The organism is Mesorhizobium sp. M0106 (assembly GCF_040322715.1).
Taxonomy (GTDB): domain Bacteria; phylum Pseudomonadota; class Alphaproteobacteria; order Rhizobiales; family Rhizobiaceae; genus Mesorhizobium.
In genome coordinates this window covers 51,987-63,808 of the sequence record NZ_JAMYUA010000017.1, presented here as the reverse complement: position 1 = coordinate 63,808, position 11,822 = coordinate 51,987, and the positions used below count along the sequence as shown (strand labels likewise).

Sequence of the window (11,822 nt, the reverse complement as noted above, 5' to 3'; positions counted from 1 at the left end):
ATGCCACGGTTCTCAGCCAATCTTTCGATGCTCTTTGGCGAGCATGACTTCCTCGACCGCTTCGATGCCGCCGCCCGCGCCGGCTTCAAGGGCGTCGAGTATATCGGCCCCTACGACCATGCGCCGGATGTCGTCGCGGCCAGGTTGAAGAAGAACGGGCTGACGCAGGTCCTGTTCAACCTGCCTGCCGGCGACTGGGCCAAGGGCGAGCGCGGCATCGCGATCCTGCCCGACCGCGTGCCGGAGTTCCGGCAGGGCATTGCCAAGGTCGTCACCTATGCCCATGCGCTCGGCTGCGAGCAGGTCAACTGCCTCGCCGGCATCGCGCCGCAAGGCGTCGACCGCTCCGTGCTGGAAGACGTCTTCGCCGAAAATCTGGCTTTCGCGGCCGAAAAGCTGGAGCAGGCCGGCATCAGGCTGCTGATCGAGCCGATCAACACCCGCGACATTCCGGGTTTTTTCCTGAATTACTCGGATCAGGCCCTGGCGCTGATCGACCGCGTCGGCTCGAAGAACCTGTTCCTGCAATACGACATCTACCACATGCAGATCATGGAGGGGGATCTCGCCCGTACCATTGAGGCAAACCTCAGCCGCATCGCTCATATCCAGCTTGCGGACAATCCCGGCCGTCATGAGCCGGGGACGGGCGAGATCAATTTTCCCTTCCTGTACAACCACATCGACCGCATCGGCTATTCCGGCTGGGTCGGTGCGGAGTACAAGCCTAAGGGCGGAACGGAAACCGGGCTTGGGTGGTTCAGGGACCTGGCCGGGAAGGGGAGCGCGGCGGCGTAGACGCTACGTATCGCACGTCGCGTTCCTGCGCGCGCCCCTCTGGCCTGCCCTCTTTGCCAAAACTTGGCATGTCCCCCACAAGGAGGGAGATTGGATGTCACCGCCGCTTTCGCCAATTTTCGAGGTCGGGAACGTTTAAGGGCCGGCGCGGGAACTGCCGATCTCCCCACTCGTGGGGGAGATGGCCGGCAGGCCAGAGGGGGCGCGCAGGAAACGCCCCCTTAACAAGAAACGGAGAAAAACATGGACACCATCGGCTTCATCGGCCTCGGCATTATGGGCGCGCCGATGGCGGGGCATCTGCTAGACGCCGGTTATCAGGTCGTCGCCAGCGACCACCGCTCGAAACCGCCGGCCGACCTCGTCGCCAAGGGCCTGAAGGTCGTCACCGGCCATGATGCCGTCGCGCGTGCCGCCGACATCGTCATCACCATGGTTCCGGATACGCCGCAGGTCGCCGACGTGCTGTTCGCTGAGAATGGCGTCGCGTCAGGCCTCACTAAAGGCAAGCTGGTCATCGACATGAGCTCGATCTCGCCGATCGAAACCAAGGAATTCGCAAGAAAGATCAACGATGTCGGCTGCGACTATCTCGATGCGCCGGTGTCGGGCGGCGAGGTCGGCGCCAAGGCGGCTTCGCTGACCATCATGGTCGGCGGTGAGGAAAAAGCCTTCGAACGCGCCAGGCCTATCTTCGAGAAGATAGGCAAGAACATCACGCTGGTCGGACCGAACGGCGTCGGACAGACCACCAAGGTCGCCAACCAGATCGTCGTCGCGCTGACTATCGAGGCCGTCGCCGAAGCGCTTGTCTTTGCTTCAAAAGCCGGCGCCGACCCGGCCAAGGTCCGGCAGGCGCTGATGGGCGGGCTCGCAAACTCGCGCATCCTGGAAGTGCATGGCGAGCGCATGATCAAGCGCACTTTCGCGCCCGGCTTCCGCATCGAACTCCACCAGAAGGATCTCAATCTGGCGCTGGAAGGCGCGAAGGCGCTTGGGGTAGCACTACCCAACACTTCAACGACGCAGCAATTGTTCAACTCGTGCGCGGCGAATGGCGGGTCAAAGGAGGATCATTCGGCGCTGGTTCGGGCGCTGGAGCGGATGGCGGGATGTGAAGTGGGTGAATAGTGAATAGTGAATGGTGAATGGTGAATAGGTAGTCAGTTGCAGATAGGTGAGTAGTTGGTAGTGAATTGGTCACGACTTACGGACAGTCTCACCATTCACCATTCACCATTCACCATTCACCATTCACTCTTTCAAAAATTTCCTCGCCGCATAAAGCGCCACCGCCGCGGCATTCGACACGTTGAGCGAGCGGATGGCACCGGGCATGTCGAGGCGGGCGAGCGTCGTCACCGTTTCGCGCGTTTTCTGGCGCAGGCCTTTTCCCTCGGCGCCGAGCACCAGAGCGATCTTGTCGCCGGCAAAGCTGGTTTCAAGTTCCGCCGGCCCGTCCGAATCCAGGCCGATCGTCTGGAAACCGGCCTCGTGCAACTGCCCCAGCGCATCGGCGAGGTTCTTCACCTCGATCTGATCGATGTGTTCGAGCGCGCCGGAGGCCGACTTCGCCAGTACGCCGGATTCCTGCGGGCTGTGGCGCGCCGTGGTGATCAGTGCGCCGGCACCGAAGGCGGCCGCCGAGCGCAGGATCGCGCCGACATTGTGCGGATCGGTGATCTGGTCGAGCACCAGCACCAGCCTGGCGTCGCCAAGCGCATCGAGCCGCTTCGGTTTCAGCGGCTCGGCCTCGATCAGCACGCCCTGGTGAACGGCATCCGAGCCGGTGACCTTGTCGATGTCCCTGGGTTCGACCAGCTCCGCCTTGAAGGGCAAAGCGCCAAGGTCGGCGATTGCCAGCCGCTCGGCAGCGTTGCGCGTCACCAGCATCTTCTTGATTTTTCGGCGCGGATTGTCGAGTGCGGCCCGCACCGTGTGCAGCCCGTAGAGCCGCACCAGCCCATCCGCCGGGTTCTCGCCGGGCGGCACCGGCTGGCGTGGCCTGAACGCCGGCGCGCCACCGCTCTTCTCGTCGCGATGCGCGCGGCGCAGCTTGGCGTAGTGGGTGTCTTTAGGGGTCTTCGATTTGTTATCGTTGCTCATGGCCGGCTTCTATAGCCGTGTCGTCCGGCCATGGATACAGCCGCAGAAGCTGCTTGTCGGGCGAGGTGCGAAATTCAGCGCTTTTTGCCGGACTGTTGCGGTTGACAGTTTTGGGCGCTGCCGCCATAAGGCGCTTCGCGGAAGGGCTGCTCAGGCAGCCGCGACGCGTCGATGCCTCGTTGCATGGCTCCGGCGGCAGACTGGAGAGGTGCCCGAGTGGTTAAAGGGGACGGACTGTAAATCCGTTGGCTATGCCTACGTTGGTTCAAATCCAACCCTCTCCACCACTGCCGGCCCGGAAGCCCTGAAACGCAGAGCGAGCGTCGGAGCGGATCCGATGCTTGACTGAAAGGCGCGGGTATAGCTCAGTGGTAGAGCAGCAGCCTTCCAAGCTGAATATGCGGGTTCGATTCCCGCTACCCGCTCCAGATTTCCCCCAGCCGCGGCGCACCTCGCGCACGATGCCGAAGGCAGCCCCAAGCGAAGCGCTTTGCCGATAGTTCAAAGTATTCGTTGCGCGTCCAGACGGACGCGCATCTTAATCTGTGTTATCGTTGTCCCGAACCGCAGGCGGCGTTGGGCGACAGGCGTCAGCTCGCGAATTTGCTGAATATGGACGCGAGCTGGTTCTGCTGCGGCACTTGCCCGTTCGGCGTCAACTGGTCGACAAGCCCTGGCAAGGCTGCGGATAGCTGCTTGAGCAGGTCCTGCTGGTTCAGGCCCGTCCTTTGCGCGATCTCCTGGATGATTTGTGGCCCGAGAGCACTGCCCAGATCGCTGGGGTTGATCGGCTGGTTCTGACCGGTACCGACCCACGAATTGGCAACGTTGCCGTGGCCGGCGTCCTTCAGTTTGTCGAGCAGGCCGCCCAGACCGCCGAGCAGGCCGCCATCGGCGGATGTGGTTGTATCGGGCGGGACGGGGGCAGGGCTTTGCGCTGCCTCCGTCTGGGCGGAACTTCCACCGCTCAGCATTTTTCCCACCAAAAGTGCGCCGAGCGCGATCATCAGCGGCTTGGCGACGTTGCCGCCGGGAACGGCATTGTCAAACAGTCCCATTGTGGATCTCCATGTCAAATTGCCCGTCCGTCTCCAACAATGACGCATCCATGGCGAATTTCAAGCCGGTTTGAGCTTTCCGTAATCATGATTTTCAAGTTGGCTTGAGCTTTGCTTAATAATGTGGAAGTAATCGGGCGCGGGGAACGGAGAGGAAAAATGTCAATATTAAGCTGGATTATTCTCGGCGTCATCGCCGGCTTCATAGGCAGCAAGATCGTCAATAAAAGCGGGCAAGGCCTGGTGCTCGACATCGTGCTCGGGATTGTCGGGGCCATCGTCGGCGGGCTCATCTTCAGCGCCTTTGGCGCGTCGGGCGTTACCGGGCTCAACATCTATAGCCTGATCGTCGCCGTGGTCGGTGCGGTGGTTGTCCTGTGGGCCTATCATCAGTTCAGCGGCAAGAGGGCTCTGTAGAAGCCGTCCGGCAGTTGCGTCGGCATTCACCCGAATGCCGACCGCCTATCTGATCCTTTTGAGGATTTCGCGGATCAGCGTGTTGAGGCCGGCTTCCAGCCCTCTCACCATGATCGGCCATAATTCCTCGAGCAATCGCTGCCATACCGCATCGCGCCCAATCCTCACCGGTAGATTTGGCATCGCGCCCATTGCCACCGTCACGTCGCGGCGCAGCCGCTCGCCACAGGCGCTTGCGCCGCTGATCGTCGGATCGAAGGGCAGCCGGGTGAAATCCCATTTTCCGCGCTGCTCGATGCCGAGATTACTCTCGACTTCGGCATGCGACAGCACCGTTTTGGGCGTGACCTTGATGCGGTAGTATTTGCAGAGTTCGGCGACGACGGCGGCCATCGCGTCCCACTGCGCCCTGGTCATCGGATAGCGGCCGGCATCGAACGGCCTTTGCTCCGCCCCGGCCATGCAGCAGAGCGAAACCCCGATCGAGCCGCCGTTGCAGTTGAGCGTGTGCGCGGCATATCCCGGTTTTACCCGGCCTGAATTGAGCGCGATCGAAGGCCGGCCCCTGACCAGGCGGCCATTCCCCTCGACCAGTATGTGATACGCATCCCTGTCGGTATCGCCGGCCGAATGCGAGCCGGCCGTCCAGTGGCAAATGACGCGCTTCATCGCAACATTGGGCAACCAGTCGGGCGGCAATGCCACAGAAATCCCCCGCGACATAGGTTCAGTGACGGAGCACAGTATAGTTTCCTTGGCGGCGGACGCGAAAACGAAACGATAATTTGGTTGAGCGTTTTCTAACGGTCAGCTATTCGCCGGCATCTCCGGCGGCCGCGTGTTCTCTGTATTGCGGCAGATCGTCGGTGATCGTGAACCACTTCGCCTTGGAGCCGACGAAGATGTGCTGCGTCGGGCGGATGGTCGGCTCGTCGACGAGGCTTCCCATGGCGACATGCACGAAGGCACCGTCGCGGACCACCGAATAGAGCAACGAGCCGCAAGTCTTGCAGTGCGCGTCATGGCCGGTTTCGTCGCCGAAGATCATGAGATTGTCCTCGCCCCCGGTCAGGCTCAGCCTGTCGCGCTCGATGCCGGCGAATGGCTTGAAGGCCGAGCCGGTGGTGCGCCGGCAGTTCGAGCAGTGGCAGTTCGCGGCATAGACGAACGCGTCCGCCACCGTGTACTGAACGGCGCCGCACAGGCACTTTCCGATAAGCCTGCGGTTGCGTGAATTCTGGTTGTCATCCGGGCTTGCCACGCGCTCCTCCCATTATGCAGGCCGATTTCAGTTTCAAGCGACGACGGTCAACCGGCGCTTGCGCTCGTCGAGCGAGACGATGGTCAACCCGCTGGCCACCACCAGCAGGATGCCGCAGACGGCCAGCGCATTCGGGAGCTGCCGGAATACCACCAGGCCTGAAATCACCGCCCAGACGGTAAAGCAATAGTAGAACGGCGCTACCACGCTGGTCGGCCCGACGCGATAGGCCATGAAGATGAAGAAGTGGCCGAAGATCAGGAACAGTCCGGCGCCGCCCATCAGCAGCAGGTGACGGATTTCAGGCACCACCCACTGCTCGGAAACCAGATGCGCAACGCCGGCGCCCGCGAGCACGACAATCACCGCGGAAATAGCTACGACCATTCCCGGCACGTCGGCGGCGACCTTGCGTCCGGCCAGATCGCGCGCCGCGGACAGGGCGGCATTGCCTAGCGCCAGCACGGCGTAGACCGAAATCCCCTGCATTGTCGGTTGTGCCACCATCACCGCGCCGACAAAGCCGAGCCCGATCAGCGCCAGGCGTACCCCGCCGATCCGTTCGCCAAACAGCATCGATGAGCCGACCAGCATCAGCAAGGGCGTGATCTGTCCGAGCGCGGTCGAATCGGCGATCTGCATGTTGGCGAGCGCCACCACGTAGCAAAGGATCGCACCCAGTTCGAGCATGTTCCTGCGCAAAACCTTGGCGTCGAGGATCAGCGGGATCTGCTTGCCATAGCCCAGCATGAACAGCAGCGGAATGCCCCACAATGTTGCCGCAGCGCCGCGCAGGAACAGCACCTCATAGGGCGGCAGTCCCGCGGTTGCTAGCTTCATCATCGTGTCGTTGACGATGTAGGACCCGGTCGAAACGACCATGAACAGCGGGCCTCGTATGGCAGTCGGGATGAAATGCATCGGCCCACGAAATCAGACCGGCGCCAGGGCGGCAATGGGCCAGATCCGGCTGTAAATCCGTCAAAGCCGTCAGCCGCAGCCGCAATCATTCCATTTGCCCTTGTTCGTTCCTATATCCGCGCCACATTCTCCGAAACCGAATCACGCGTTCGGGCCGGGCGAGCGCGCTCGGCGACAAGGCACTTGTGTTTTTCGGCCTTAGTCGCTAATCGCCCCGCATTCGACTGAACTGAAGGTCCAGGCCGTCCCCAGGCCGTCCAAGGAAAGAGACTATGGCAAAAGGTAAATTCGAGCGCACTAAGCCTCATGTGAACATTGGCACGATCGGTCACGTCGACCATGGCAAGACGTCGCTGACGGCGGCGATCACCAAGTATTTTGGCGAATACAAGCGCTACGACCAGATCGATGCGGCGCCGGAAGAGAAGGCGCGCGGCATCACCATTTCGACGGCGCACGTCGAATACGAGACCGCCAACCGCCACTATGCCCATGTCGACTGCCCCGGCCACGCCGACTATGTGAAGAACATGATCACCGGTGCCGCGCAGATGGACGGCGCGATCCTGGTGGTGTCGGCCGCCGACGGCCCGATGCCGCAGACCCGCGAGCACATCCTTTTGGCCCGCCAGGTCGGCGTGCCCTCGATCGTGGTGTTCTTGAACAAGGTCGACCAGGTCGACGACGCCGAGCTGCTCGAGCTGGTCGAGCTCGAGGTGCGTGAGCTTTTGACCAAGAACGAGTTCCCCGGCGACGACATTCCGATCGTCAAGGGTTCGGCGCTTGCCGCCCTTGAAGATTCCGACAAGAAGATCGGCGAGGACGCCATCCGCGAACTGATGGCTGCGGTCGATGCCTACATTCCGACGCCGGTTCGTCCGCTCGACAAGCCGTTCCTGATGCCGATCGAGGACGTGTTCTCGATCTCGGGCCGTGGCACGGTTGTGACCGGCCGCGTCGAGCGCGGCGTCGTCAAGGTCGGCGAGGAGCTGGAGATCGTCGGCATCCGTCCGACCACCAAGACGACCTGCACGGGCGTCGAGATGTTCCGCAAGCTGCTCGACCAGGGCCAGGCCGGCGACAACATCGGCGCGCTGCTGCGCGGTGTCGACCGTGAAGGCGTCGAGCGCGGCCAGGTCCTGGCCAAGCCCGGCACCGTCAAGCCGCACAAGAAATTCGTTGCCGAAGCCTACATCCTGACCAAGGACGAGGGCGGCCGCCACACGCCGTTCTTCACCAACTACCGTCCGCAGTTCTATTTCCGCACGACGGACGTGACCGGCATCGTGTCGCTGCCGGAAGGCACCGAGATGGTGATGCCGGGCGACAACATCACCGTCGATGTCGAGCTGATCGTGCCGATCGCCATGGAAGAGAAGCTGCGCTTCGCCATCCGTGAAGGCGGCCGCACCGTCGGTGCCGGCATCGTCGTCACCATCAAAGAGTAGTCGCCGGCGCTGCCGGTTGAGATCGGATGCAAAGGGGCGGTCTTCGGGCCGCCCTTTTGATTCTGATATTCTGGCAATGGATTAACCGCATTGCTTCAAATCCTGTTGCAAGCGCCTCTGCCATAACTAGTATAGGTTGCATCGAGGGGGGCTGCCCGAATGGTTCCATGGCGCCGTTTGCATAGTCAGGCATGGTGGTCGCTAGGGCTGATCTGCCTGGTGTCGTTGCTTGCCATGGGCCACGCTGCCTTCGCAGCGGATGCAAAGAAATCCACGCCGGAAAAATCCGCGCCGGATTTCGGCCCGACGATGCGGTTCGTCGTCGTGCGCAGCAGCGCGCCGGGCTGCGAGCCGACCTGTCCGGAATGGATATCGGCGGAAGGCTCGATAGAAGCCGGCACGCCGGCCCTGTTCAAACGCGCGCTGAAAGCGCTTGGCGGCCGAAAGCTGCCGATCGTCGTCGATTCCCCCGGCGGCAATGTCGAAGCGGCGCTGACACTTGGTCGCCTGATCCGCAAGAACAAGCTCGATATCGCCGTCGGCAAAACCCGCTTCGTCGGCTGTCTGCCAGATGTGAAGAACTGCAAGGAAAACGACGGCAAGAGCGCCCGTTATTTTGGCAATGCTTATGCCGATGGCGCCATCTGCAATTCCGCCTGTCCGTTGATGTTTTCCGGCGGCATCCGGCGCGTGGTCGGGGAGTGGGCCTTTCTCGGCGTCCATCAGATCACCACGACCTATATCCGGACGAAATTGCTGTACCGCACCACCTACCGCATGGTGAAGGGCAAGAAGAAGATTCTCAGCACCAAGGTCGTCAGCCGGAAGAACGCCGGCAGCTACAAGACCTATGAGATGAACAAGCCGCTGGAGCGGAAGCTGGCGGCCTATCTGAAGGAGATGGGCGTCGGCCTGGGTGTGCTCGAGACCATGAAAAGCACACCGGCCAGCGGTATCCAGCAATTGGCTCCCTACGACATGCTGCAAATGAATCTCGTCACCAGCCGGGATGCCGTCGACCTGCTGACCGCGCCAATCCTATGCACGTCCGATCCGTTGCCGGCGAGTTGCAGGGAGGTGCCGGCGCCGGCGAATATCACGAAGCCGGCCGGCGAAGTGGTGGCGAAAGCCGAGCCTGCACCCGCAGGGCTCGAAACCCCGCGGCCGAAGGAGGTCGCAGACATGCGCTTCGTCCTGGTCCGCGGCAGCAACCCGCTGTGCAATCCAAACTGCCCGGAATGGATCTCGGCCGAAGGCGCGATTGCGCCTCAGACCCCGCAGAAGCTGCGCCAGTTGCTCGCCATGCTTGGCAACCGACGGCTGCCGGTGGTGGTCAGCTCACAAGGAGGCGACCTGTTCAGTGCTCTGGCGGTGGGGCGACTTATCCACGAAAAGAAGCTCGACATCGCCGTCGCCCGCACCGATTTTGTTGGCTGCGACCCGGGAGAGTGGAGTTGCTTGGCTAAAGAGGGCGCCTATGCCGGCCTGACCGTCGATTCGGGAGCGGTATGCGATTCGGCGTGCGCGCTCATGCTTGCCGGCGGCGTCAGACGGTTTGTCGGTCCGCAAGCGCGGCTCGGCATGTACCTGATGGGACAGCAGCAGATAATTAAGCCCTATCTCGAGGACATGGCGATTGGTCCCGGTCTATTCGCCGCGCTCGAGCAGCGCTCGGTCGAGCGCCAGCTCGAACCCGACCTAATGCTGAAGGTTGGACTGACGACGGGGCCGCAATCGGTGGACGCGCTGACGGGCGCCACCATCTGCAAGCCGTCGCCGAAGCCCGACAACTGCCGCGTTCTGCCGTCCGCCAGCGCCGAGGCAGAGACGCCGGCGAAGCTTTAGCGCAACCTTGCACTGCCCATCGAGGCAGGTTGAGCGGCGCTCGGTGTTTCCGCTATCGTCCAGCGCGGTTGAAGTCCAACATGGGAGGGATCGCGAATGAGCCAGGATGTCCCGACATTGTTCGAATGGGCCGGCGGCTCCGAAGCGCTGAACCGCCTGACCCAAACCTTCTACGACAACGTCTCTCGGGACCCCATCGTCGGGCCGGTGTTCAAGCACATGTCGCCGGATCATCCCGCTCACGTCGCGGCCTTCATCGGCGAAGTTTTCGGTGGACCCAAAACCTACAGCGAAAAGCATGGCGGCCATCGCGAGATGGTGATGCATCATCTCGGCAAGCATCTGACCGAGGAGCAGCGCCGGCGCTGGATCAACCTTCTCGCCGACGCCGCCGACGAGGTCGGCCTGCCTGACGATCCCGAATTCCGCTCGGCTTTCATGGCCTATGTCGAATGGGGATCGCGGCTGGCCAAGATGAACTCCAACAAGGGCCCGACCTGCGACCCCGAGACGGAACCAATGCCGGCCTGGGGCTGGGGGGTGCCGGGTGGCCCCTACAAGCCGCCTTCGGGAACCTGACCGCGCGCGAATCGGTCGAAAGCCTGCCGGCCAGGAAAACGGGTGGCTATGGAGGTCTCGGTCCTCCAGGCTAACGGTCTAAAGTCGCCGTCGAATGGCGGGGCCACATTGAAAACCGGAGGCTTTGCGATGAGATCGGAAGGCAAGAAAAATTCAGACGGCGTCTTTGACAGCAACCGCGGAATCCGAAATCCGTTTGGCTTCATGGACGTCCCCACTCCCGACGACGAGGAGGTGTCGGCGTTCGCCGCCGGCGTGAAACTGGAGGGAACTCCAAGCGATGAAAATGCCGAGGCCTGGGGCACCGAAAGCGACCGCGACCGCAACGACACCATCGAAGGCAGCTGGTCCAGCCGATGGAACGGCGGTGCTGATCCCACGATCCCGGGCGATACCAAGGATAAATGGAAGTCCGGCCGGGGCGAGGTGAAGACGGCGGGAGAGAGAGTTTACCTGCTGTTCGATTGGCATAATGGCGTGCGCAAGGGGCTCATCGATGCCCGGCGCCAGGGTGCGAAAGGGCTGGTGGGAAAATACATCAATCTGACCGACCCGGAAATCGTGCGTCCCTGGGTCGGCTTGATCGTCAGCAATCAACGGATCGACGGGAAATGGCCGGGAGGACGCCTGGACTTTCGAAGATGAAGGCCGGGTAGCGCACGTCGCTCTTTACAGAGCGCGCGGAAGCTTTTAGGAAGCGCCTGCTGCGCCGACATGCGCATACGGGCATAGCTCAGTTGGTAGAGCGGCGGTCTCCAAAACCGCAGGTCGTAGGTTCGAGCCCTGCTGCCCGTGCCATTCTTTGAATGGATACCTAAAAACGATTCTTTTGCAGTGCCGCCTTTGAAAATCGGCTTGTGACTTGCCATATAGCACAAGTTGCGGCATAAGGGCCGCATAGCCGGGACGGGACGACTGGATGGTTCCGAGGCGGCGTTTGGCCATAAAGCGGACACTTGCCACTTGCGTGGATCAAGAATCGGTTTTATGTAGACGAGACAGACACGCGACGCGTGGAGCTGGGAAGCCGGCTTTACGCGTCTGATTTGCATGGGCGAAATGATTGCGCTGATTCGGCGCGAACGCACGCTCAAGCGGCACGTCCCGGCCAGCGGGATCATCCAGGAGGCCCGGCCAACGGGTCTTGCAGACAGAGCGGCATATGGCTTCGAAAACCACAAATCCCTTCACCTTTCTCCAGCAGGTTCGCGCGGAGACCGCCAAGGTCACTTGGCCGTCGCGGCGCGAAACGATGATCTCGACGGTGATGGTCCTTGTGTTCGCGGTCATCGCGATGATCTTTTTCTTTACCGCAGACGTGGCCATGGGCTTTGCGGTCGAAAAAATCCTCGGCCTCGGACAGTAAGTCCGGCGATTACGGAGAAGTCT

At 61.9% G+C, this 11,822-nt stretch carries 13 protein-coding genes and 3 tRNA genes; 11 read left to right on the top strand and 5 right to left on the bottom strand.

Going from position 1 to position 11,822, the window contains the following annotated elements:
- Together hyi and NKJ55_RS18120 are read left to right on the top strand one after the other, a co-directional pair.
- Nucleotides 1–798, top strand: a complete 798-nt coding sequence (gene hyi, locus NKJ55_RS18125; RefSeq protein ID WP_352451064.1) for a hydroxypyruvate isomerase — start codon at nucleotides 1–3, stop codon at nucleotides 796–798.
- A gap of 243 nt (nucleotides 799–1,041) precedes the next feature.
- On the top strand, nucleotides 1,042–1,929 hold the full coding sequence (locus NKJ55_RS18120; RefSeq protein WP_352451063.1) for a 2-hydroxy-3-oxopropionate reductase: 888 nt from the start codon (nucleotides 1,042–1,044) through the stop codon (nucleotides 1,927–1,929).
- Between the two features lie 123 nt (nucleotides 1,930–2,052).
- Here NKJ55_RS18120 and NKJ55_RS18115 read toward each other — a convergent pair whose 3' ends face one another.
- Nucleotides 2,053–2,904, bottom strand: coding sequence for a TrmH family RNA methyltransferase (locus tag NKJ55_RS18115; RefSeq protein WP_352451062.1), 852 nt, complete (start codon nucleotides 2,902–2,904; stop codon nucleotides 2,053–2,055).
- Between the two features lie 202 nt (nucleotides 2,905–3,106).
- On the opposite strand from NKJ55_RS18115, the gene NKJ55_RS18110 reads away from it, so the two are divergent.
- Nucleotides 3,107–3,191, top strand: a tRNA-Tyr gene (locus NKJ55_RS18110).
- A gap of 67 nt (nucleotides 3,192–3,258) precedes the next feature.
- Nucleotides 3,259–3,332 (top strand) — tRNA-Gly (locus NKJ55_RS18105).
- 162 nt (nucleotides 3,333–3,494) lie between these two features.
- Here the strand turns inward: NKJ55_RS18105 and NKJ55_RS18100 are convergent.
- Nucleotides 3,495–3,962 (bottom strand): YidB family protein, encoded by a 468-nt coding sequence (locus NKJ55_RS18100; RefSeq protein ID WP_352451061.1) that lies wholly within the window; start codon nucleotides 3,960–3,962, stop codon nucleotides 3,495–3,497.
- Nucleotides 3,963–4,121: 159 nt separating this feature from the next.
- Here NKJ55_RS18100 and NKJ55_RS18095 point away from each other — a divergent pair, with 159 nt between their 5' ends.
- Entirely contained in the window at nucleotides 4,122–4,379 is a 258-nt protein-coding gene (locus tag NKJ55_RS18095) for a GlsB/YeaQ/YmgE family stress response membrane protein (RefSeq protein ID WP_023717513.1), read from the top strand.
- Nucleotides 4,380–4,424: 45 nt separating this feature from the next.
- Here NKJ55_RS18095 and NKJ55_RS18090 read toward each other — a convergent pair whose 3' ends face one another.
- The 3 genes from NKJ55_RS18090 to NKJ55_RS18080 form a co-directional block, all read right to left on the bottom strand.
- Entirely contained in the window at nucleotides 4,425–5,084 is a 660-nt protein-coding gene (locus tag NKJ55_RS18090) for a peptidoglycan recognition protein family protein (RefSeq protein WP_352451060.1), read from the bottom strand.
- A 106-nt stretch (nucleotides 5,085–5,190) separates the two neighbouring features.
- Nucleotides 5,191–5,640, bottom strand: coding sequence for a GFA family protein (locus NKJ55_RS18085; protein WP_352451059.1), 450 nt, complete (start codon nucleotides 5,638–5,640; stop codon nucleotides 5,191–5,193).
- 33 nt (nucleotides 5,641–5,673) lie between these two features.
- Nucleotides 5,674–6,561, bottom strand: coding sequence for a DMT family transporter (locus tag NKJ55_RS18080; protein ID WP_352451058.1), 888 nt, complete (start codon nucleotides 6,559–6,561; stop codon nucleotides 5,674–5,676).
- A 272-nt stretch (nucleotides 6,562–6,833) separates the two neighbouring features.
- Between NKJ55_RS18080 and tuf the strand changes: the two genes are divergently transcribed.
- The 6 genes from tuf to secE all read left to right on the top strand — a co-directional run bounded on the left by tuf (nucleotide 6,834) and on the right by secE (nucleotide 11,799).
- Nucleotides 6,834–8,009: an elongation factor Tu gene (gene tuf / locus NKJ55_RS18075; RefSeq protein WP_254817137.1), complete on the top strand. Its 1,176-nt coding sequence runs from the start codon at nucleotides 6,834–6,836 to the stop codon at nucleotides 8,007–8,009.
- 159 nt (nucleotides 8,010–8,168) lie between these two features.
- The gene (locus NKJ55_RS18070) at nucleotides 8,169–9,854 is read left to right on the top strand and encodes a COG3904 family protein (RefSeq protein WP_352451057.1); all 1,686 of its coding nucleotides are present in this window, start codon (nucleotides 8,169–8,171) and stop codon (nucleotides 9,852–9,854) included.
- A gap of 96 nt (nucleotides 9,855–9,950) precedes the next feature.
- Nucleotides 9,951–10,433, top strand: coding sequence for a group II truncated hemoglobin (locus NKJ55_RS18065; RefSeq protein ID WP_352451056.1), 483 nt, complete (start codon nucleotides 9,951–9,953; stop codon nucleotides 10,431–10,433).
- Between the two features lie 129 nt (nucleotides 10,434–10,562).
- Complete coding sequence (locus NKJ55_RS18060) at nucleotides 10,563–11,078, top strand: hypothetical protein (protein WP_352451055.1); 516 nt, start codon at nucleotides 10,563–10,565, stop codon at nucleotides 11,076–11,078.
- A gap of 77 nt (nucleotides 11,079–11,155) precedes the next feature.
- Nucleotides 11,156–11,231, top strand: a tRNA-Trp gene (locus NKJ55_RS18055).
- A gap of 364 nt (nucleotides 11,232–11,595) precedes the next feature.
- Nucleotides 11,596–11,799 (top strand): preprotein translocase subunit SecE, encoded by a 204-nt coding sequence (gene secE, locus NKJ55_RS18050; RefSeq protein ID WP_023680439.1) that lies wholly within the window; start codon nucleotides 11,596–11,598, stop codon nucleotides 11,797–11,799.
- Nucleotides 11,800–11,822: the final 23 nt, after the last annotated feature.

Coding starts and splice junctions, on each gene's coding strand:
- hyi (WP_352451064.1), top strand. CDS start 1: ATGCCACGGTTCTCAGCCAATCTTTCGATGCTCTTTGGCGAGCATGAC.
- NKJ55_RS18120 (WP_352451063.1), top strand. CDS start 1,042: ATGGACACCATCGGCTTCATCGGCCTCGGCATTATGGGCGCGCCGATG.
- NKJ55_RS18115 (WP_352451062.1), bottom strand. CDS start 2,904: ATGAGCAACGATAACAAATCGAAGACCCCTAAAGACACCCACTACGCC.
- NKJ55_RS18100 (WP_352451061.1), bottom strand. CDS start 3,962: ATGGGACTGTTTGACAATGCCGTTCCCGGCGGCAACGTCGCCAAGCCG.
- NKJ55_RS18095 (WP_023717513.1), top strand. CDS start 4,122: ATGTCAATATTAAGCTGGATTATTCTCGGCGTCATCGCCGGCTTCATA.
- NKJ55_RS18080 (WP_352451058.1), bottom strand. CDS start 6,561: ATGCATTTCATCCCGACTGCCATACGAGGCCCGCTGTTCATGGTCGTT.
- tuf (WP_254817137.1), top strand. CDS start 6,834: ATGGCAAAAGGTAAATTCGAGCGCACTAAGCCTCATGTGAACATTGGC.
- NKJ55_RS18070 (WP_352451057.1), top strand. CDS start 8,169: ATGGTTCCATGGCGCCGTTTGCATAGTCAGGCATGGTGGTCGCTAGGG.
- NKJ55_RS18065 (WP_352451056.1), top strand. CDS start 9,951: ATGAGCCAGGATGTCCCGACATTGTTCGAATGGGCCGGCGGCTCCGAA.
- NKJ55_RS18060 (WP_352451055.1), top strand. CDS start 10,563: ATGAGATCGGAAGGCAAGAAAAATTCAGACGGCGTCTTTGACAGCAAC.
- secE (WP_023680439.1), top strand. CDS start 11,596: ATGGCTTCGAAAACCACAAATCCCTTCACCTTTCTCCAGCAGGTTCGC.